This is a genomic window from Paracoccus xiamenensis, assembly GCF_011308835.1.
Classification (GTDB): domain Bacteria; phylum Pseudomonadota; class Alphaproteobacteria; order Rhodobacterales; family Rhodobacteraceae; genus Paracoccus; species Paracoccus xiamenensis.
This window is the reverse complement of sequence record NZ_JAAOHY010000001.1, coordinates 1-18,623: the sequence shown is the minus strand read 5'-3', so window position 1 is coordinate 18,623 and position 18,623 is coordinate 1. Positions and strand designations below refer to the sequence as shown.

At 61.8% G+C, this 18,623-nt stretch carries 23 protein-coding genes and 1 tRNA gene; 11 read left to right on the top strand and 13 right to left on the bottom strand.

Going from position 1 to position 18,623, the window contains the following annotated elements:
• Positions 1 to 74 precede the first annotated feature (74 nt).
• The 3 genes from G7044_RS00120 to G7044_RS00110 all read right to left on the bottom strand — a co-directional run bounded on the left by G7044_RS00120 (position 75) and on the right by G7044_RS00110 (position 3,147).
• On the bottom strand, positions 75 to 1,265 hold the full coding sequence (locus G7044_RS00120) for an MFS transporter (RefSeq protein ID WP_166324155.1): 1,191 nt from the start codon (positions 1,263 to 1,265) through the stop codon (positions 75 to 77).
• On the bottom strand, positions 1,258 to 2,016 hold the full coding sequence (locus G7044_RS00115) for a DeoR/GlpR family DNA-binding transcription regulator (protein WP_166324152.1): 759 nt from the start codon (positions 2,014 to 2,016) through the stop codon (positions 1,258 to 1,260). Before G7044_RS00115 ends, G7044_RS00120 begins: the two co-directional genes overlap by 8 nt.
• Positions 2,017 to 2,124: 108 nt before the next feature.
• Positions 2,125 to 3,147 carry a LacI family DNA-binding transcriptional regulator gene (locus G7044_RS00110; RefSeq protein WP_166324149.1) on the bottom strand — a complete coding sequence of 341 codons (1,023 nt, stop codon included), beginning with the start codon at positions 3,145 to 3,147 and terminating at the stop codon, positions 2,125 to 2,127.
• Between the two features lie 97 nt (positions 3,148 to 3,244).
• Here G7044_RS00110 and G7044_RS00105 point away from each other — a divergent pair.
• The 4 genes from G7044_RS00105 to G7044_RS00090 all read left to right on the top strand — a co-directional run bounded on the left by G7044_RS00105 (position 3,245) and on the right by G7044_RS00090 (position 6,097).
• Positions 3,245 to 3,321 (top strand) — tRNA-Arg (locus G7044_RS00105).
• Entirely contained in the window at positions 3,292 to 3,627 is a 336-nt protein-coding gene (locus G7044_RS00100) for a hypothetical protein (protein WP_166324146.1), read from the top strand. The genes G7044_RS00105 and G7044_RS00100 overlap by 30 nt, the downstream gene beginning before the upstream one ends.
• Entirely contained in the window at positions 3,624 to 4,715 is a 1,092-nt protein-coding gene (locus G7044_RS00095) for a helix-turn-helix domain-containing protein (protein WP_166324143.1), read from the top strand. Before G7044_RS00100 ends, G7044_RS00095 begins: the two co-directional genes overlap by 4 nt.
• Complete coding sequence (locus G7044_RS00090) at positions 4,712 to 6,097, top strand: plasmid recombination protein (RefSeq protein ID WP_166324140.1); 1,386 nt, start codon at positions 4,712 to 4,714, stop codon at positions 6,095 to 6,097. Before G7044_RS00095 ends, G7044_RS00090 begins: the two co-directional genes overlap by 4 nt.
• Positions 6,098 to 6,572: 475 nt before the next feature.
• Here the strand turns inward: G7044_RS00090 and G7044_RS00085 are convergent, their stop codons facing one another.
• From G7044_RS00085 to G7044_RS17850, 4 genes are read right to left on the bottom strand one after another with little or no spacing between them, the layout of a single operon-like run.
• Positions 6,573 to 7,070 (bottom strand): hypothetical protein, encoded by a 498-nt coding sequence (locus G7044_RS00085; protein WP_166324137.1) that lies wholly within the window; start codon positions 7,068 to 7,070, stop codon positions 6,573 to 6,575.
• On the bottom strand, positions 7,067 to 7,225 hold the full coding sequence (locus tag G7044_RS00080; RefSeq protein ID WP_166324134.1) for a hypothetical protein: 159 nt from the start codon (positions 7,223 to 7,225) through the stop codon (positions 7,067 to 7,069). Before G7044_RS00080 ends, G7044_RS00085 begins: the two co-directional genes overlap by 4 nt.
• Positions 7,218 to 7,628, bottom strand: coding sequence for a hypothetical protein (locus tag G7044_RS00075; protein ID WP_166324131.1), 411 nt, complete (start codon positions 7,626 to 7,628; stop codon positions 7,218 to 7,220). The genes G7044_RS00080 and G7044_RS00075 overlap by 8 nt, the downstream gene beginning before the upstream one ends.
• Positions 7,616 to 7,906, bottom strand: coding sequence for a zinc ribbon domain-containing protein (locus G7044_RS17850; RefSeq protein ID WP_207630132.1), 291 nt, complete (start codon positions 7,904 to 7,906; stop codon positions 7,616 to 7,618). Before G7044_RS17850 ends, G7044_RS00075 begins: the two co-directional genes overlap by 13 nt.
• Positions 7,907 to 8,010: 104 nt before the next feature.
• Here G7044_RS17850 and G7044_RS00065 point away from each other — a divergent pair, with 104 nt between their 5' ends.
• Positions 8,011 to 8,253, top strand: coding sequence for a helix-turn-helix domain-containing protein (locus tag G7044_RS00065; RefSeq protein ID WP_166324128.1), 243 nt, complete (start codon positions 8,011 to 8,013; stop codon positions 8,251 to 8,253).
• 513 nt (positions 8,254 to 8,766) lie between these two features.
• On the opposite strand, the gene G7044_RS00060 is transcribed toward G7044_RS00065, so the two are convergent.
• Entirely contained in the window at positions 8,767 to 11,130 is a 2,364-nt protein-coding gene (locus tag G7044_RS00060) for a heavy metal translocating P-type ATPase (protein ID WP_207630131.1), read from the bottom strand.
• Positions 11,131 to 11,230: 100 nt separating this feature from the next.
• Here G7044_RS00060 and G7044_RS00055 point away from each other — a divergent pair, with 100 nt between their 5' ends.
• The 5 genes from G7044_RS00055 (at position 11,231) to G7044_RS00035 (ending at position 13,179) form a co-directional block, all read left to right on the top strand.
• Positions 11,231 to 11,512 (top strand): metal-sensitive transcriptional regulator, encoded by a 282-nt coding sequence (locus tag G7044_RS00055; protein ID WP_166324125.1) that lies wholly within the window; start codon positions 11,231 to 11,233, stop codon positions 11,510 to 11,512.
• The gene (locus G7044_RS00050) at positions 11,512 to 11,835 is read left to right on the top strand and encodes a hypothetical protein (RefSeq protein ID WP_166324122.1); all 324 of its coding nucleotides are present in this window, start codon (positions 11,512 to 11,514) and stop codon (positions 11,833 to 11,835) included. The genes G7044_RS00055 and G7044_RS00050 overlap by 1 nt, the downstream gene beginning before the upstream one ends.
• A gap of 93 nt (positions 11,836 to 11,928) precedes the next feature.
• On the top strand, positions 11,929 to 12,408 hold the full coding sequence (locus tag G7044_RS00045) for a DUF411 domain-containing protein (protein WP_166324119.1): 480 nt from the start codon (positions 11,929 to 11,931) through the stop codon (positions 12,406 to 12,408).
• 4 nt (positions 12,409 to 12,412) lie between these two features.
• Positions 12,413 to 12,868, top strand: coding sequence for a c-type cytochrome (locus G7044_RS00040; protein ID WP_166324116.1), 456 nt, complete (start codon positions 12,413 to 12,415; stop codon positions 12,866 to 12,868).
• A 38-nt stretch (positions 12,869 to 12,906) separates the two neighbouring features.
• Complete coding sequence (locus G7044_RS00035; RefSeq protein WP_166324113.1) at positions 12,907 to 13,179, top strand: hypothetical protein; 273 nt, start codon at positions 12,907 to 12,909, stop codon at positions 13,177 to 13,179.
• Positions 13,180 to 13,206: 27 nt separating this feature from the next.
• On the opposite strand, the gene G7044_RS00030 is transcribed toward G7044_RS00035, so the two are convergent.
• The 5 genes from G7044_RS00030 to G7044_RS00010 all read right to left on the bottom strand — a co-directional run bounded on the left by G7044_RS00030 (position 13,207) and on the right by G7044_RS00010 (position 18,157).
• On the bottom strand, positions 13,207 to 13,857 hold the full coding sequence (locus G7044_RS00030) for a L,D-transpeptidase (RefSeq protein WP_166324110.1): 651 nt from the start codon (positions 13,855 to 13,857) through the stop codon (positions 13,207 to 13,209).
• A gap of 80 nt (positions 13,858 to 13,937) precedes the next feature.
• Positions 13,938 to 14,459, bottom strand: coding sequence for a DUF305 domain-containing protein (locus tag G7044_RS00025; RefSeq protein ID WP_235931094.1), 522 nt, complete (start codon positions 14,457 to 14,459; stop codon positions 13,938 to 13,940).
• Positions 14,460 to 14,483: 24 nt separating this feature from the next.
• Complete coding sequence (locus G7044_RS00020; RefSeq protein ID WP_235931093.1) at positions 14,484 to 15,101, bottom strand: DsbA family protein; 618 nt, start codon at positions 15,099 to 15,101, stop codon at positions 14,484 to 14,486.
• Between the two features lie 10 nt (positions 15,102 to 15,111).
• A complete protein-coding gene (locus G7044_RS00015) occupies positions 15,112 to 16,608 on the bottom strand; it encodes a multicopper oxidase family protein (RefSeq protein ID WP_166324107.1) in 1,497 nt (498 codons plus the stop codon).
• A gap of 910 nt (positions 16,609 to 17,518) precedes the next feature.
• Entirely contained in the window at positions 17,519 to 18,157 is a 639-nt protein-coding gene (locus G7044_RS00010) for a helix-turn-helix domain-containing protein (RefSeq protein ID WP_166324104.1), read from the bottom strand.
• A 120-nt stretch (positions 18,158 to 18,277) separates the two neighbouring features.
• Here G7044_RS00010 and G7044_RS00005 point away from each other — a divergent pair, with 120 nt between their 5' ends.
• Positions 18,278 to 18,580, top strand: coding sequence for a hypothetical protein (locus G7044_RS00005; RefSeq protein WP_166324101.1), 303 nt, complete (start codon positions 18,278 to 18,280; stop codon positions 18,578 to 18,580).
• Positions 18,581 to 18,623: the final 43 nt, after the last annotated feature.

Below are 18,623 nucleotides of genomic sequence, written 5' to 3'. Positions count from 1 at the left end.
CCCCCCCACCGCTGACCATCAAGCGGCCGACCGGAAGGCACCACCAGCACGGCACCTTCAGGCTGCCGGACTAACTAGCGGCGCGGATCGATCCGCAGCACCGGGGCCAGCACCACCGCCAGCAGCGCCAGCATTGCCAACATCCCGAATGACACCCGCAGCCCGGCAATCTGGGCCACGAAGCCCACCACCGGCGGCCCCAGCAACATGCCGCCGTAACCCACCGTCGCCACGCTGGCGATGGCCGGTCCCGATGGCACGTCGGGGTCGTTGGCGGCGCGGGAAAAGACAAGTGGCATGACCACCGCATAGCCCACCCCGATCATCGCAAACCCCAGCAACGCAACCGCAAGGTTGTTCGTCGTCAGCACGACAAGCAGCCCCAGAAAGGCCGTCAGGCCGCTGATGCGCGTGACCTTGACCGGTCCCATCCACTGCACCAGCACGCCCCCCGACAGCCGCGTCAGAACCATCGTGGCGCTGAACGCGGCATAACCAAGCGCTGCCTGCGCCTCGCTGACCTTGATCAGCTGCTCCATGAAAACCGCGCTCCAATCCGCCATGGCCCCCTCGCCCATGGACACGCAGAAGGCCACCAGCCCAACCAAAGCCAGCCGCCCCGAGGGCAGCGCCAGAAAGCTGCCACGCCCCTTCACGATATGCGGGGCCGGCTTTGGCCCCCTCTGCGGGATCATCAGCCACAGCGCCAGCGCGCCGCCGATCACCGCGACCATTGTGAAATGCGTCAGCGGCGACAGCCCGACCCGCACGGCAGCATAGCCGCTGGCCGCGCCCAGACCTGCACCGAGGCTGAACATGGCATGGAAGATCGACATGGTTGACCGCTCCATCCGGGTCTCGACCTTGGCAGCCCAGCCATTCATGCAGACATCCATCGCACCATGCAGCGCCCCGAAAGCGAACAGCGCCACCCCTAGAGCCAAGGGCGTCGGCGCCAGCGCCAACCCGATCAGCGCCGGGCAATACAACATCGCGCAAAGGATGGTCATCCGCGACGCGCCCCAACGTTCGCTGAGCCCCCCGGCCAGCGGGAAAGAGGTAATCGCTCCGCCCGCAAGCGCCAGCAGCAGAAAGCCCAGCGTCGCCTCGGACAGGGCGAAGCTTTCCTTGAAACCCGGCACCCGCGAGGCCCAGACCCCGAACAGCATCCCGTTCAGCGTGAAGGCGGCAGTGACCGCGCGCCAACCGGCATCGTTCCACAACGCGCCTTCATGCCTGCCCGGCCGGCTTGTGACTTCAGACATAATGCACCTCTATTCCGGCCGCGCAGAAAGGCGCCATATCGGGCGCATCCGCATCGGTCACCAGCAGATCAATTTCTTCCAGCGCAAGGACGTTGTGCCGCCCGCGCCGTGCCAGCTTTGACGCCGCCGCCACCACCGCGACCCGGCCAGCGGCCCGCGCCATCGCCCGTTTGACCCCCGCCTCGGCGCTGTCTTCGGCGCTGAGACCAAAGCCCGGCCACAGCCCGCAGGCCCCCAGCAGGCAAAAATCCGCGGCGATGCCAGCGATGGCGCGTTCAGCGTCGCCCCCCGTCGCCATGGCACCATCGGGACAAAGCGCGCCGCCGATCAGATGAACGCGCGCGCCCCGCGCCAGCGCCGCCAGCGCGACCGAGGGCGCAGGCGTGACCACCAGCCCGCCGAAGCCGGCCGGCAGCTGTGCCGCAACCGCGTTCATCGTCGTGCCACCGTCCAGAAAGACCGTCCCGACCCCTTCCAGCATGGGTGCCGTGGCGGCTGCCAGCCGATCCAGCGCCGGCTCGGGCGCTTCGACGCGGACGGAATATGGCGGCAGTGGCGGGGTCAGGGGAATTGCACCGCCGCGCACCCGGCGCAGCAAACCGCGCTGTTCCAGCGCGATCAGGTCGCGCCGCAATGTATCGACGGAAATGCCAAGTTCATCGGCCAGGGACGCGGCGATCAGCGGCTGGCCGGAATCAAGCCGATCCGAAATCAGCGACTGTCGGGTCTGCGGACAGTTGAGATCGAGCATTGCAAGGACCTGCATTGTTTTGCAGTTCAGTGCAGGATTGCACGAAAAGTTGCAAGACCCGGGTCAACCTCGATACAGCAGGGGCTGAAACCCGGCCGAAAGCCGCCGTCAGGCCGGCGTGCGAATGGTATCGCCGGGCATGAAATAGGGCGTCAGGACCAGCTTGCCGCTTTCCGGGCGCAGCTCTTTCCCGGCGACGATACGCGCAGCACGGCGTCCGATATCCACTCGGCGCGCATCAGTCGTCGCCAGACGCATCGGCAGCCCGTCCAACAGGTCCACGCCGTTGAAGCCCGCAAGCCCCAGTTTGCCGGGAATGTCATAGCCCTTTTCGCGGCACCACAACAGCCCGCCCGCGCCAATCATGTCGTTGGAATAATACAGAAAATCCAGGTCCGGTTCACGGGTCAGAATGCGCTCGGTCAGCTCGACCCCTTTCGCCAGCGACGACCCGCCCTGATAGAACTCGCGCGCCGCCAGCGGCACCCCGGCTTGCGACAGCGCGGCCTCCAACCCTGCCAGTCGTTTCTTGGCGCGATGATCTTCGGGCATATGGGTGCCGATAAAGCCGATCCGGCGATAACCCGCCCCAAGGATCTCGGCCGCCATCTGCCGCCCGGCCTCCAGATGGCTGATCCCGACCGCGGTGTCGATCACGTCGCCGTCGATATCCATGATCTCGACCACCGGGATCGACGCCGCCTCCAGCATCGCGCGCGAGGTGCGGTTATGTTCCAGCCCCGCCAGAATCACCCCGGACGGCCGCCAGGACAGCATGTCGTAAAGCACCGCTTCCTCGCGCGAGAGCGAATAGTTCGTCACCCCGATCACCGGCTGGAAGGGCGTGTCATCCAGTTCAGCCGAAATCCCGCTGAGCACGTCGGGAAACACCAGGTTGGCCAGCGAAGGAATAACCACGGCGACCAGATTGACGTGCTGACTGGCCAGTCCGCCGGCGATCTTGTTTGGCACATAACCCAGCGTCTTGGCGGCGGTCAGAACCTTTTCCCGTGTCGCTGCCGAGACGTCGCCACGATTGCGCAACACGCGGCTGACGGTCATTTCCGACACGCCCGAAGCTTCGGACACGTCGCGCAGCGTCAGCGGGCGGCGTTTCTTGCGTTGGTGCATTCGTTTGTCCTGACCAGTTTGCTTGAGTTAGCGCATGACAGCCCCGCAGGGCAAGCACCTTGCCAAATGACGTCAGGATCGGCAGAAGGAGGGCGACGGCCCCGTGGCTCAACTGGATAGAGCAGCCCCCTCCTAAGGGGCAGGTTGCAGGTTCAAATCCTGCCGGGGTCACCAAAAAATAAAATAAAAGCAGTTGGTTGTGCTGAAATTTCTGAACGGACTTGCAGCATCGTGCAGGATTTTCCGGCTTTTGCACGGGAACATGTAAAGAACACCGGTACAAAACCCGTACAGCCCGATCCGGCACCTGGAGAATTCCGACGATACAGTGAAACAAAAAATCCCTGCCCGGCGGCAACCGGAACAGGGATCAAATCAAAAACAAAAGCGCTCAGCTTTCTTTGCCAGAATAGCACCAGGTACGACCGCTACGCAACTATCGGATTATTTCGCGCACTGCACACCAGGGTGCTGCCATGACACGGCACCTCACACATGGCGGTTTGCCGGAGGGTATGACGCGTTGGCAGTTCTTCAGATTGATCGAAAACGCCCGACGGCAACTTGGCCTCAGCAAAGGCGCGATCGCTTATCTGAAAGTCGCAATCTCCAACACAATGGACGAGGACTACCTGGCAGGCCGGATTTGCAGCTTCTGGACTTCGGTTACCAAGATTGCGGCTCAGGCGGGGCTCGATAGGCGACAGGTTGCGCGCATTGAGGCTGATCTGCTTGTGCGGGGGCTGCTGGCAAAATCTGCTTCGGATCACAGTCGTCGCTGCGGATCACGCGAGGGTGGGAAGATCGGTCATGAGTTTGGGATCAACCTTGCACCACTAATTGCCAATGCGGTCGAGATTCAGGCTGCTTCCCAACGGGCTTCTTTCGAAGATGCCGAAGCCGATAGATTGCGCACCCGAATCAAGAAGCTGTTCGGCGACATCCGGAGGCTGCGTTTTGACGGTGCGATGGAGGCTGCCGAGGATATCCTGCCCAATCGTCGCCCGTCGACAATCCAGAGCTTTGTGCGCCTTAAGCAGGTTGCCGACGCACTGGAAGCCGTCTGGGCAGACTTTTCGACGGAAATCGGTAGGGGTGAAAAGTCCCACCAGTGCGACATTTCACCCCCACCCAATACAAGTAAAGAAAATATCAATAAAACCTGTAGGGCTGAGAAGCAGTGCGAAGCGCGGCCGGTGCGCGTCACCCCGGCGCTCGCGATACGACTGGCTGGCCCGAAGTTTTGTGAGCTTGCTGAGTTTTACGCGATCAGTGAGCCAGGGGGATTACCAACATGGCGAAGCCTTGAAATGGCGGCGCGGGAGCGCGCCCATCAGATCGGCATCACCCAAGGAGTCTGGCAACGCCAATGTGAGATGCTTGGTGGATCGAGGACGACGCTCTGCCTTTTGGTCGCCGATCACAATGCGTGTCGCTCCGGCAAATACCGGGTCAGGAATGCTGCTGCGGCTTTTATCGGCATGGCACGGGGCGAAACCCGACAGAGCGCCGTTCTGGACCGTCTGATAGGAGAGCTGCTTGCTTTCGCCCAAAGGGGCGAAATATGACTGACGTCCCTGCAGCGAGCGGGAAATCTATCTTCGCCCACAAGCAGACCTATAGCCAGAAGGGAAACTCCAAAAGCCGTTCTGTCCGCTCAATCATCGAAGAACTGGAACGCCTGGAAGGTGCCTGCTCGCATGTTCCAAACCCTCAACCGCCGGGCATCCTGGAAGGGATTCAGCCGCATGACCTGATCGGCATGATCGATTCCCGTGTGACCGAACAAAACCGGGCCTTACGAAAAATGCGCACGGAATCTCCGGACCAGAAGGCCGAACTGCGCGGGATCCGCGTCGATACGCATTTACTGATGGCATCGGTGTTCAGCTATCCCGACACTGTCGAAGACATGGATGAAGAAGAGTATCGGGCGTGGCGCGATGATGTGATCGCATTCGCCAGACGGGATGCAGCGGCAAACGATCTGGAAATCATGACGATTGTGGAACACCGCGATGAATCGCACCCGCATCTTCATGTGCTCGCCTTGCCGCTGATCTCGGAGACCAATCCGCGTATGAATGCCAAGCTGTGCCACGAAGGGCACGTTGCCCAAGACCATCACATCCGGAATGGCTGGTCCGGGTCGCCATCAAGATCCTATCGGCGGGCAATGAGCGCCTGGCAGGATCGATATTACGCTGAAGTTGGCTCAAAGCACGGGCAGGCGCGCACCGGACCAAAGCGCCGCCGACTCGACAGGGCGACCTGGAAGGCCGAACAAATCCGTATCGCGCTCCAAAAGGGCGCAGAGAAAGCTGAGCGCAGCGCGGCGGCGGCCAATGACCGGGCCGAACAGGCTGAGGTCCGCGAGCAGGCCGCAGCAAAGCGCACGGCAGAGCAGCGGCTGCAAGACGCTGCAATCGGGCAGCGGCTGGCCGAGGAAGGCCTGATCAGCGCGCTTGCCGCTACTGAGGCCAACGAGCGCCTGCTGGCGCGTGTGACACGCCGGATAGACCCGCGTGGCTATCCGGCCCGGAACGCAGATGAAAACGCAGAACTGCACGCCCGCGTGGATCCGATGATCCGGCAGGGATTGGAGGCATTGAGCGGCACATCTCCGAACGTCAGCTTATCAGAGCAGTTCCGCGACATCTTCGCCATGGTGATCGACTGGACCCAGCGATTGGCTGAAGCAATCCCCCGCTGGCTGAAATGGGACGAGCTGGTGGACCGGATCACCCGCAGCGCGCAGATCGCCTTCGGCTGGTCATCCCGACCCAGCACACTGGCGGGCGTCATAGAGGCAACGCCAGCCTGGCGCGATATCGAGGACACGGCCCGGCGAGATCTGGATCGTGCGCGTGGCGTTGCGGCATTGGTCGCCAAGGATTCACAGCCGGACAATCCCCGACACAACGCTGTTTTCCGTTTCACCTCCGAATGATGGTGGGGCCGGAGATGACCTAAGTTGATCCATCATGACCTATCTTCGTGGTTTCCGCTAAGTATTAGTGACCGACTATTATTTTACGGGGCCCGGTTGCTGACGCACCCACCCGCAAAATGTCGATCAGGGCGCTGCGCCCCTGAACCCAGCCTGTCAGCGAGGACGTTGCCGAATTTCATGATTGCCGACTGTTGATCCGGGCATATCCGCTCAAAAGCCATCGTTCGCGGCGACATGATCTGGCCGCTGGACCGAAAGCCTCATGCATACTACTGGCGAACCCAACCACCGAAACGCGCCTTCCCCTGCCTTTTGGGCTGGCGATGTCAGTCGCGTTTCGATTGCAGCGGCAGCCGGAAAATCCACATGAGCGAGACGCCAAGGATCGAGCGATTGTGGGGTTTCCAGCGGGGCTATTGTCCGCGACAGTAAAATAGCGCGATGGCACTATCGCTCTATTTCGCAATCGTACTTATCGCAGATAAGGCTGGATCGCATCCAGTGCCTTTGCTGACCCCGCAAGGCTGAACTTGTGCGAGCGCCCGCCAAAGCTGATCTCGACCCATTTCGCGGCGCGGATGTTGTCCACGAACATCCCTGTCGCACCCATGCCAGCGGTGGAATAATTGTCGAACAGAACTTCGCCGCCGCGCGCCTCGAAGTCCAGCGCTTGGCCATTGGCGAAGGCGATCTGCACCCGGTCCCGAGCCGCCGGGACCTGTCCGCCCAGCATCACCTTCACGGCGCAGTTCTCGAAGGTGCATGCCCCGTCTGACCCAAGATCGCCGATCTGATCCGAGCGGATGATCCAGATTTCATCGCTCCGGTTGCGGCGTGGGTTGGCGTCTCCTGTGGCGTTGGTGAACGTCCAGAATTCGGCGCCGCCTTCAAGTGACGCTTCGAAATACCAGCCGTCCGCGAATGCCGGGGTGGCGAGTGCGGTGAAAGCAGCGGCAATCTGCCACTTCATGATTTCAGATCCTCCGCCGGTAAATCCACACCGATCTTTGCCAGCCCCTGAATGATCAGTTGGTTCATGGTCAGGCCGCGCTTCAGCGCCTCGATGCGCATCGCCTTGTGGCCCTCTTCGCTCAGCGTGAAGGAGGTGTGTTTCTTGTCAGCCATCGTTGCCCCACATGTTCAGCAGCACACGGACCAGCATCGCCATGGCCTCGAAGCGCAGGTTGTCGCCGATAAAGTGCTGATCGCCATGTTCAGCGGCCAGCCGGTAGCCGCCGCCCGGCAGCACCGACAGCCGGAACATCGGCCCAGATCGTCCGGTGGAAATCCCGCGCGGAGTAGACCAGTCGATCTCCTCATCCGCCGGGACCAGCTCGCGATAGATGCCGGGCAGGCTTTCATCCAGAGCGTCGATGAACTGGTCCAGCATATCGGCGGCGCATTCCAGATCGGCTTGGTTGGGCTGACCTTCGGGCGCGTCGTACCAATAAGGCGCGGTGAAGGGCTGCACCAGAGCGCGCATCCGCCGAGCGACCCCCTTCGGGTCCTCTAGCATCAGCGGTACCATTTCTCTTTCCCTCCCGACATGACCAGCGTCACGATGGCCAAGGAACCCACGAACAGCGCCACAACGGCCATCAGGATGAAAATGCCACCTTGCCCGGCGATCAGGAAACCGACGCCGATGAGCAGGAAGAACCCGGCGAGCGCGGCGATCACCTTGGCGCGGCCCACATAGTCATCCGCCGTCCATCCCGGCCCATAAACACCCTTCTTTGCGCCGCAGGAGGGGCAGACGGATGCCTCGTCATGTATATCGGTCATGCAATGGGGGCACTGGGCCATGAGACGCCTCCGCACATTTGTGTAAATCAGCAAATCGATAACCTAAAATGGGATAATCCTCAAGCAAGATTATCCGAATTCCGGATTTATTCGGAGTTCACAACATGGGACGAACCTTGCGCAGTCCGGGGCATCTTGCGCTCATGGCGGCATTGAAGCAGGCACGGCTGGACGCGGGGCTTACCCAGACCGAGCTGGCTGACCGTCTCAAACGGCCTCAATCATTCGTCGCGAAATACGAGAACGGAGAACGGAAGGTGGAGGTTGTCGAGTTCGTCCAGATCGTGACCGCCATAGGATGTGATGGAAGTAGCATCATGGACGCTATACGGAGGGCAGAGGATTAGGGTGGTTGGGTGGAGAGCCGACTTGCGGCAGCGCGGCGCAGCATTTGCAACAATCTGTATAAGCCGACATTCAGGGGCTAGATCACGAGAGACCGGAACGACCTACTGGTCGGGCGGGATTTGAACCTACGACCTTCAGGTTATAAGCAGATCAGAGGCGAAATTCGGGAGCCCAGTAATTTCAGCACGTTACGCGACAATCGTTTGATTTATTGCGATTTCCATGTCGACGCTCAACTGCATTGAGCGACATCCGACGGAACAACCTGCGCGAAAACTGCAGCCAAGGGTTGAGGTGGCGTTGAGGTAGATGATTTTTCCACCATCGTAAGTCCGCCAACAAAAGTGCGGCCCATGCGTTGCCAGCAAGAGAGGGCTCGCTGAGAAGAAAACTCACATTGCCAACGGTCGTCGTTAATGTCGTCGCCCTGATGGAAAGCCGCGACCTCTGTTTGGGACTACCCTGATCGGGCTGAAACCGAAATTTCAAACCCACACACCGCTCCCTCAACCCTATAGCTTCACTCGCTTCAGCCGCAACGCATTGGCGATGACCGAGACCGAGGACAGCGACATGGCCGCCGCCGCGATCATCGGCGATAGCAGCAGGCCAAAGACCGGATAGAGCAGCCCTGCCGCCACCGGAATCCCGGCTGCGTTATAGATGAAAGCAAAGAACAGGTTCTGTCGGATGTTGCGCATGGTGGCCACGGCGAGCTTGCGGGCGCGGACAATGCCGGTCAGGTCGCCGCCCAGCAGGGTCAGCCCGGCGCTTTCGACCGCCACATCGGCGCCGGTGCCCATGGCGATACCGACATCCGCCGCAGCCAGCGCTGGTGCGTCGTTTACCCCGTCGCCCGCCATGGCGACCTTGTCCCCCTTGCCGCGCAGCCCGTCGATCAGATCCTTCTTGCCCTCGGGCAGCATTCCGGCGCGGACCTTGTCAATGCCCAAGCGGCTTGCCACGGCCAGCGCCGTGCGTTCGTTGTCGCCGGTTGCCATGATTACCTTTATGCCCAGATCGTGCAGGTCACGGATCGCGGCTTCTGCGGCCGGCTTGATCGGGTCGGCCACGGCGACCAGCCCCGCCAGCCTGCCATCACGCGCCACAAACATGGCGGTCTTGCCTTCACCGCGCAGACGATCGGCGGTGTCCTCGCCCGTGTCGCAGTCGATGCCAAGCGAGGTCATCAGCGCGTTGTTGCCAAGCGCCACGTCCCGGCCATCTACCTTGCCGATCACCCCCTTGCCGGTGATGGCCTCGAACTCCTCGCCATTGCCAAGGCTCAACCCGCGCGCCTTCGCGCCCTCGACAATCGCCTCTGCCAGCGGGTGTTCGGATGCGCGTTCCAGCGCGGCGGCGGCGGCCAACAACTCATCCTCGGGCACGTCACCGAAGCTGGTCACATCGGTCAGCGCGGGCTTGCCTTCGGTCAGGGTGCCGGTCTTGTCGACGATCAGGGTGTCGACATCGGCCATCAGTTCCAGCGCCTCGGCATTCTTGACCAGCACACCGGCCTGCGCCCCACGCCCCGCCGCCGTGGTGATGGAAATCGGCGTCGCCAGCCCAAGCGCACAGGGACAGGCGATGATCAGCACCGAGACCGCCGAGGCGACGGCGAAGATATAGGACGGGCTGGGGCCGAAGATCAGCCAGACGAAAAAGGCCGCGATGGCGATCACCACGACGGTCGGCACGAAGATCGCCGAGACCCGGTCGGCCAGCCCCTGAATCGGCGCCTTGGATCGCCGCGCGCCCGCGACCATCTGCACGATCTGCGACAGCACCGTATCGGCGCCGACATCGGTGGCGCGGATCGCCAGCGTGCCGTTCTTATTAATCGTGCCGCCGGTCACGCGGTCGCCCTGCACCTTCTCGACCGGAACCGGCTCGCCGGTGATCATGCTTTCGTCGACGGAAGACCGCCCCTCGACCACCTCGCCATCGACCGGCACGCTGTCGCCGGGCCGCACGCGCAAGAGATCGCCCGCCGTGATGTTTTCCAGCGGCGCGTCATACTCGCTGCCATCGGGCAGGATGCGCCGGGCGGTCTTGGGCGCGAGATCCATCAGCGCCCGGATTGCATCGCCGGTGCGTTCCCGCGCGCGCAATTCCAGCACCTGCCCGACAAAGACCAGCGCGACAATGACCACGGCGGCCTCGTAATAGGTGCCGACCATGCCGCCCATCCGGTATTCTGCGGGAAAGATGCCCGGCAGAAATGTCGCGAAGAGCGAATAGAGATAGGCCGCGCCGACACCCAGCGAGATCAGCGTCCACATGTTCGGCGAGCGGTTTTTGAAGGAATCCAACCCGCGCTGAAAGAAGGGCCGCGCCGCCCAGAGCACGATGGGCGTGGCCAGCAGGAACTCTAGCCATACGGCGGTGCGGTGCCCGATCCAGTCACGGACCGGGATGCCCACCATCTCGCCCATGGTCAGGATCAGCAGCGGCACGGCGGCGGCCATGCTGACCCAGAGCCTGCGGGTGAAATCGGTCAGTTCATGGCTGGGTTCATCCGAGGGGATCATCGGCTCCAGCGCCATGCCACAGATCGGACAGGCACCGGGTTCGTCGCGGACGATCTCGGGATGCATCGGGCAAGTCCACTGCGTGCCTGCCGGCGCGGATTTGTCGGCCTTGGCCGCCGCGCCCGAGGCGTAGAACCACGGATCGCCGTCGAACTTCGACTGGCAACCGTCCGAGCAAAAATAGAAGGTCTGTCCCTCATAGTCGCGGTGCCGCGCCTCGGGCTTGATCGTCACCTGCATGCCGCAAACCGGGTCGATGGCCTTGCCGGGATCAGCCTGTGCCGGTGCGCCACCGTGTGTTCCGTGATCGTGATGCCCATGCGAATGCTCGTGCTTATGGTCCATGATTCTCTCCCGGTGGATACCTATAGGGGGTATATCAGACTTGCTCTATACCCCTTGAGGGTATAGCACAAGCCGCAGATGTTGAAGATCGGAGCCCTCCTTGGCGCATGACAAGCAGAACCGGGACGCGATCCTGAAGCGGCTTTCCCGCCTGAACGGTCAGGTGCAGGGCGTCTCGCGTATGGTCGAGGATGGGCGCTATTGCGTCGACATCCTGAACCAGACCGCCGCCATCCGGTCCGCCCTGCGCGGGGTCGAACGCCTGCTGATCGAGGATCACGCGCGCAGCTGCATGGAAGACGCGATCCAATCCGGCGATCAGGACCGGCAGCGGGTCATGTTCCGCGAGGTCGTCGAATTGCTGGAAAAGGTGCGAGACTGATGCGGTTCCTGCTGTCGGCCCTGCTTGCTGTCATGCTGGCGGTGATGATGCCGCTGGCCCTGACGGGCGCCGCCTCGTCTGAAGCATCGCCGACGGCCTCGAAGGTCGAAACATCCCTGTCGCCAGCCGCGCATGAATGCTGTACCCCGCAGCCCGACTCTCCACATGGCGACTGTGCGGCCTGTGCCGCCATCGGCCATGCCGAAACCACGCCGAACGCGGCCCGGTTGCCACGCCGAATCCGGCACATTGCTCCACTGGTGGATATGAAATCCGCCAGGCCGCGCTTGCCGCTGCCCCCTCCGCGCACCGCTGCTCTCTGACGCCACCTGGCCCAAGGGGTCACAAGCCGATTAACCGCGCCACGACAGGGGTGAATGACCCTACGGCGCGCAACATCCTGAAGGACATCAGATATGAGCAATCATCACTTCTCGCGTCGCGGGGCGATCCTTGCGGTCGCCGCGATGCTATCGACAAGCTCTAACCTTGCCTTTGCCACCACCGGTTCGGACGAAAAACCGAACCTGCTGAGTGTCACCAAGGACCCCGGCTGCGGCTGCTGCGGCGCCTGGGCTGATATGGCCATTGAGGCGGGGTTCGAGGTCGAGATCACCGAAAGCAGCAACTATGTCGGCATGAAACGTGACGCTGCCGTGCCCGAAAACCTGTGGTCCTGCCACACGACCCGGATCGGCGGCTATATCGTCGAGGGCCATGTGCCCTTCGCGGCCATAAGGCAGCTTCTGGAACAGCGCCTGGACATCACGGGAATCGCCGTGCCGGGGATGCCCGCCGGATCGCCGGGCATGGGCGGCGGGGTCGAGGCCACCGCCGAGGTCATCGCCTGGGGTGGCATTGCCGGTGACGGGCGCGCCTTTCCGCTGGGCGGGTAGCAAAATGGGGCGCAACGCACTCATCTTCATCGCAGCAGTCGGTCTGGCCGCTGCGATCCTGATCCTCTGGCGCGGCAGCGGGGCCACCGGAACAGCCGCGCAGGATCAGGCCGTGATCGCGCTTGGCCAGCGGCTCTACGCAGAAAACTGCGCCAGTTGCCACGGCGCCGATCTGGAGGGTCAGCCGGACTGGCAGACCCCGCTGGCAAATGGCCGCTATCCGGCGCCCCCGCATGACGAGACCGGCCACACATGGCATCACGCCGACGCGCTTCTGGAACAGATCGTCCGTGACGGCACCGCCGCCGTGGTCGGGGATGGTTATGAAAGCGACATGCTCGGCTTTTCCGATGTCATGAGCAACGCCGAGATCACCGCCGTTCTGACCTATATCAAATCCACCTGGCCCGAACGGGAACGTGCGATCCAGAGCCGGATCACCAAGGACAGCGCGCCGTGACACCCCGGCGCATCACCACCATAGCCAAGGAGTTTCCCATGCAGATAAGAACCGCCGCCATCGCCCTGACGCTGCTCATCCTTGCCGGATGCGCGGCCCAGACGCCCGATATCGCTGCCGAGGAGGCCTCGCCCTATCCGATCCCGAACGAGGTCGTCGCCATTGCCGGTCCCAATCAGGATCTGACCACGGCGCGCGTCGACCCGGCGGATGACTGCTATTGGTATTATCATGCCGGGCCGGTCGAAACGACGCTGGTGCCGCTGCGCGCCGCGAATGGCAACCATATCTGCAACGCGCGCACGTCCTGACGCCCGGCATCGCCGGAGGGCAGCCGTTCAGCTGATGGCCGTCACGCTGCCTTCCGGCGAATAGAGATAGGCGGTCGCGCCGATCTGGACCCGTGGATAGAGCCCGTTGATATGGGCCATGACCATACGGACGCAGCCGGAGCTGGCGCGGCTGCCGATCGAGGTCGGAAATGGCGTGCCGTGAATGCGCAAATAGGTGTCGCGCTCGCCGAGATAGAGATAGAGGGCGCGCGAACCCAGCGCATTCCGGGGGCCGGGCTCCATGCCGTTTTCATATTGCGCATAGACCTCGGGCTCGCGCTCGATCATGTTGCGGGTCGGGGTCCAGTGCGGCCATTCGGCCTTGCGCTTGATTGTATAGGTCCCCGGCTCGTAAAGATCGCCCCGACCGATGGCCACTCCATAGCGCATCGCGGTGCCGCCCTCTTCGATGTGGTAGAGGTATCGGGCCACGGCATCGACGTGGATATCGCCCGGCACCAAACCGTCATTCGCGACAATCCGCTGCGGCAGGAAACGCTGGTGCAGGCCCCATGGATTGGGACCACCGGCTTCCACCTCGGCATCCCAGGCGGCCTTCTGCGCCGCATCGGGCCAGGACGAGGCCATCAGCGGGCTGGCGGCGGCAGCCGAGAACAGCGCGGTTGTCGTTCGGATGAAATGTCTGCGTGTCAGCATGTGATTGCTCCCCGTAATGGTTTAACCTTCAGATGACTGCGGCAAGCGCAGCGGAAGCCGCGATTGCCGAACGTATCGTCTCAGCGCCCGTCAACCTCTGGCGTCGCCGCAGGTCCGCCTTCCAGATCGGCGATCAGCGCCTTCATCTCCGCGATTTCCAGTGTCTGGGCCTCGATGATGCTGTCCGCCAGCGCCCGGACGCGAGGATCCGAGATATCCGCACGGGTGGATGTCAGGATCGCAATCGAGTGATGCGGAATCATCGCCTTCATCCAGGCGGTGTCGTCGACCGTTGCCTGACTGCGAACCAGAAACAGGCCGAGGGCAAATGCCAGAATTGAAAGGCCCGCGACGATCAAATTGGCACGCGGATTGCGGTACATCCCCAGCATGAAGGCCAGCATGATCAGCGCCATGGCGCCGCCCATGTAGAGCGCCATCCACATCCGGGTCTGGCTGAAAAAGACGTGATCCATTGCCCAGGTGTTCAGATACATCAACCCGAACATGACCACCGTCGAGGTAACGATCATCGCGGCAAAGCGGCCATAGCTTCCGCCGCTCATGTTTCCGTGGCTCTTGTGTCGATCAGAATGATCCATAGCATTGTCCTTTCTTGAAATTTGTCAGTTCCGGCGCGAGGCCGCGACCAGTTCGGCCAATTCGGATGAAGAAATGGCACCAAAGCGCGAATCCGATCCGGCGATGAAGGTGGGGGTGCCGACAAGCCCCATCGCCTCGGCCAGCGCATTGGACTGCTGGATATGTTGGGCGATCTCCGGGCCGCCCATATCGCGCTGCAACTGCTGAGTGTCTACACCCATGGATCGCGCAACACGCAGAACGCTGGCCCTTTCGGCCCGGGCTTTCTGACTCATCAGGGCGCGATGAAAGTCGGCGTAGCGGCCCTGCTTGCGCGACGCCAGCGCCGCGCGGGCCGCGAAAACCGACCCCTCGCCAAAGACCGGCCATTCCCGCATCACCATCCGCAATCCGGGATCGGCTCCTAACACGGTATCCACCACCGGCATCATCGCGCGGCAGAACTGGCAGTTATAGTCGAAGAACTCGATCAGAGTCGCATCGCCGTCAGGATTGCCGAAGATCGGAGCATTCGCGTCACGTTCAAGCTGGCTGCGGAATTCGGGTGGCAGCGAATGACCGGCCCAAGCAAGGCGCGGTACGATGGCCATGGTCGGGGCAGCAAGTGCCAGGGTCAGGATATCGCGTCGTTGAAACATCATAGCTCCCCTGTCAGGCTGAGACCGCGAACGTCGTCATCATGCCGCTGGCCAGATGCGGCATGTGGTGACAATGCAGCATCCATTCCGCCGCCTCGCCCGCATCCAGCGCCACCGTGACCATCGACATGGGCGGCACATAGACCGTGTCGCGCAATGCACCGGAAAACCGTCTGCCATTGATCGCGACGACCTGAAAATGATGGCCATGCAGATGCATGGGATGGCCCATCATCGACATGTTGTGGAACATGATCTCGACCCGTTGGCCGGATGCGGCCGTGACCGGAACCCGATCCTCGAACACGCGGTCATTGATGGTCCAGCGATAGGGCTGCATCTGCCCGCCCAGCATCACCATGGGTGATGCATCGGCAGTTCGTTCCGTCAGCGGCGCAACGGCCCGCAAAGCGGCTTCCTGCGAAAGGTCGATATCGAATGCAGGTGCAGGATCGTCGGCAATTCCGAGCATGACAGGCACCTTTGCGCCAGCGGTCGCAAGGATCAGGCCGGCGCGCTCATGCGCGCCTTCACGCAGCGCAAGGATCGGCCAGGCGCCGCCTTCGGCGGGCAGGTCAAGCTCGATATCAAGGCGCTGCCCCATGGCCAGACCGAAGCGCGTTCCTGAAAAGGGCTGCACCGGCTGGCCATCCACCGCCACAAGCCGTCCCGGAACCTCGCCGCTGTCGAGCCAGAACACCGTGGCCGCAGCCGCATTGATGACCCGCAGCAGGACCCGGCCACCCTTTTCCACCTGCACGACCTCGGGGTCGCCCAGGGTGCGGTCATTCGCCAGATAAGCGTCGAAATCGAAATCGTTGAGGTCCATCTGCATCCCGGTCATGCCGGGCATGGACATGCCGCCCATTTCCGACATCCCATTCATGGCCATACCATCGCCCATGTCATGACCGGCATGAGGATCGGCTGGTTGCGACATTTCGGCTTCGGCGGCCTCATCATGCCCCTTTCCCGAGCGGATTTCGTCCAGCACCTCTTCCGGCGAGCGGAACGAAAAGTCGTGAAGGAACATGGTGACCTCTTGCCGATCAACTCGCAGATCCTCAGGGCGGCGGACGATCAGGGGTGCGGCCAGCAACTGCATCTCCTGAATGGGCACATGGCTGTGCATCCAGTGCGTGCCTGCGGCGGCCTCAAAATCATAGGCACGCGTCTCTCCTGGCTGCAGCAGCGGCATCGGCATATCGGGAACGCCGTCCTGCGCGTTCGGCGGGATCTGTCCATGCCAATGAATGATCGTCGGCTCGGTCAGATCATTGGTCAGGTCCAGCAGGAAACGCTGGCCCGGATCCAGAACCAGACCGGGCGTTCCGTTGCCGTTGATCAGCCCGAAAACCGTGGCGGCGCGGCCATCGATGTCAAGTGTGCGCGTCGTTGCCTGCAATGCCAGCGCGGCTGGCTGCGCCATGCTCGTGCGTGGGATGGCAAAAGCTGCGGCCATGGCAGCGGATGCGGCCAGAAAGCCGCGGCGATTCAGTGTGCAAGTCATATGAATAATCCATCAGACCCCGTAGGGCGAACCATGTTCGGCACCTTGAAAGGTGCGGCAAAGCAAGTGTTCAGATGGATTTCGGAGGGCGGTATCCGGGGCCGACCAGAAGGCCATCACGTGTCACCGCTATAGAGTGCCATTTCAGCGAATGCTCGGTCTCAACAGGCGCAAGTTGCGCGGCAGCAAGCCAGGGCGTAGGTGTGCCGACACATACAATCGCACAGGCATCGGTCATATCGTGCCGAGAGGTTTCCCCCGAAGAGCCGTGCTCATGCCCGCCTTTGTCACCGGGATGGCTGATCGAAGCGACAACTTGATCGGCCGACAGTCCGGCTGTGCCAGTACTTTGCCCATGCTGCGTCACGCCCGCGAACACGAGCAGGACAACAAGCAGAGAACATATCGCGCGGCACATCATGTGGTTGAGTTGGAACCTATGAAACTAGCTTGACAATAAGCAGGACAGACTCTCGTTGCAATTCACGGAGTAGTCAACAGAGGGTGTAGGTTTTTCCCTTCAGAGCCATTGACCGGCGGCGCTCCCTCGAGGTTCCGCCTCCCCGCCGGTCTGACCAGCGATGTCTGACTTGCCGTGCGCGCGAGGATGAGCCTTGTGTGGGACGCGAGAAGGAGGCCTGGGCCGGACGTGCGATGTGAACATTCCGCAGACAGAAGGCATCGTAAGATTTGGTCTGTGCACAACACGGCAAGGTTCTACCATCCGCGAAGCGCTGATGCGTCCTGCGAGAGGGAGAAGAGCTGGAAATGTCAGAGCGAGAATGACGGTGAATTCGTTGGCAATTGCCGCTATCGGTTCATGCGAAACCCACCCCAACCCAACAAAGGAGGGCCGCACCATGTAGGTAGCCAAAGGGCTCGGTGTCGAGGCTTGGACGCTGTTGAAAGGCTAGTCTCTATCACCTAATCCTTCATCCACCATCGCCTGCCATTCGGCCTGCTTCCGTTCATAAAGTTCAGGGTTGTCCTTATAACGATCCGGATCAGGCGGAGGAGGCAGTTCCTCGGGATGAAACCGGTAGCGCGTTATGATCTTCACTGACCCTTTGACCATTTCAGGGTGGGTACGGGGCCAGTCGCCAGTATCAGCCGAGACTGCATGACGCGCCACCTCCAGCCTCGTCTTCATATCCATCGCAGGATACTCGGCGACCAAATACTTCATGATCAGCATCATGTCGTCGATGGCGGCACGGATCGTTTGGAGATCATCTCTTGCAGCACGCCCCATAACGATCTCGTTCAGATCGGCCTCAGTCATCGTCGCTAGTTTGGCCAACGCATCCGAGGGGACCGGCCTCTGCCCCTCCTCATAGGCGTAATAACTGCGCGCGGTGACACCCATCATTTCGGCAATCTCCTGCTTCTTCAGTCCCTTTCTGATGCGGAAACGGCGGAGATTTTGATGCAATGGTGAATCGGGGCCGTGAAGAGCTTCCATGTAGGCTCGGTCTCGATGTTTCTGATACTCCCTCTCTGCCGCTTCTTTTTCAGCCAGTGTCAACGGAGCAAATTTGAAAGCTGTCATGAATTTCACCTATGAATCGGTCATATATTTCCGTTTTTTCGGATTTTTGTAGAAACATCATGACAGATTGGCAGGACATTGCAATTGATTGCGGGAGTTGACACACGGAGGAAACATCTGATGTCGGAGATCCTGTCGCAAGGCCAGACACCCGAGGCCTGGAGCGAGAGCCTGAAAGAGCATGGTGTGTATGTGTCGCCGCGCCTGATCCGTTCCAAGGCGCACAAGACCGGCCAGTTCCACAAGATCGGGCGGCTCATGCTACTGACCCCGGCCCAGATGGAAACGCTGATCATGTCACCCGCTCGCGTTCCGGATGTCGAAAAGCCGACGACTTGGCGGCGGTGTCAACGGCGGCGTAAAACCCAGCCACTGGGCGGCGCAAAAGTCGGCCACCCTTGCGCGCGGCTGAGACCGCCGTGAGGGCGTAGCCCGAGCGGGGGTCTCAGCCGCGTGGTTCGATTTT

Coding starts and splice junctions, on each gene's coding strand:
- G7044_RS00040 (WP_166324116.1), top strand. CDS start 12,413: ATGGGGCGCAACGCACTCATCTTCATCGCAGCAGTCGGTCTGGCCGCT.
- G7044_RS00090 (WP_166324140.1), top strand. CDS start 4,712: ATGACTGACGTCCCTGCAGCGAGCGGGAAATCTATCTTCGCCCACAAG.
- G7044_RS00010 (WP_166324104.1), bottom strand. CDS start 18,157: ATGACAGCTTTCAAATTTGCTCCGTTGACACTGGCTGAAAAAGAAGCG.
- G7044_RS00085 (WP_166324137.1), bottom strand. CDS start 7,070: ATGAAGTGGCAGATTGCCGCTGCTTTCACCGCACTCGCCACCCCGGCA.
- G7044_RS00080 (WP_166324134.1), bottom strand. CDS start 7,225: ATGGCTGACAAGAAACACACCTCCTTCACGCTGAGCGAAGAGGGCCAC.
- G7044_RS00095 (WP_166324143.1), top strand. CDS start 3,624: ATGACACGGCACCTCACACATGGCGGTTTGCCGGAGGGTATGACGCGT.
- G7044_RS00030 (WP_166324110.1), bottom strand. CDS start 13,857: ATGCTGACACGCAGACATTTCATCCGAACGACAACCGCGCTGTTCTCG.
- G7044_RS00110 (WP_166324149.1), bottom strand. CDS start 3,147: ATGCACCAACGCAAGAAACGCCGCCCGCTGACGCTGCGCGACGTGTCC.
- G7044_RS00115 (WP_166324152.1), bottom strand. CDS start 2,016: ATGCTCGATCTCAACTGTCCGCAGACCCGACAGTCGCTGATTTCGGAT.
- G7044_RS00120 (WP_166324155.1), bottom strand. CDS start 1,265: ATGTCTGAAGTCACAAGCCGGCCGGGCAGGCATGAAGGCGCGTTGTGG.
- G7044_RS00015 (WP_166324107.1), bottom strand. CDS start 16,608: ATGACTTGCACACTGAATCGCCGCGGCTTTCTGGCCGCATCCGCTGCC.
- G7044_RS00005 (WP_166324101.1), top strand. CDS start 18,278: ATGTCGGAGATCCTGTCGCAAGGCCAGACACCCGAGGCCTGGAGCGAG.
- G7044_RS00065 (WP_166324128.1), top strand. CDS start 8,011: ATGGGACGAACCTTGCGCAGTCCGGGGCATCTTGCGCTCATGGCGGCA.
- G7044_RS00060 (WP_207630131.1), bottom strand. CDS start 11,130: ATGGACCATAAGCACGAGCATTCGCATGGGCATCACGATCACGGAACA.
- G7044_RS00025 (WP_235931094.1), bottom strand. CDS start 14,459: ATGGATCATTCTGATCGACACAAGAGCCACGGAAACATGAGCGGCGGA.
- G7044_RS00045 (WP_166324119.1), top strand. CDS start 11,929: ATGAGCAATCATCACTTCTCGCGTCGCGGGGCGATCCTTGCGGTCGCC.
- G7044_RS00050 (WP_166324122.1), top strand. CDS start 11,512: ATGCGGTTCCTGCTGTCGGCCCTGCTTGCTGTCATGCTGGCGGTGATG.
- G7044_RS00035 (WP_166324113.1), top strand. CDS start 12,907: ATGCAGATAAGAACCGCCGCCATCGCCCTGACGCTGCTCATCCTTGCC.
- G7044_RS17850 (WP_207630132.1), bottom strand. CDS start 7,906: ATGGCCCAGTGCCCCCATTGCATGACCGATATACATGACGAGGCATCC.
- G7044_RS00020 (WP_235931093.1), bottom strand. CDS start 15,101: ATGATGTTTCAACGACGCGATATCCTGACCCTGGCACTTGCTGCCCCG.
- G7044_RS00075 (WP_166324131.1), bottom strand. CDS start 7,628: ATGGTACCGCTGATGCTAGAGGACCCGAAGGGGGTCGCTCGGCGGATG.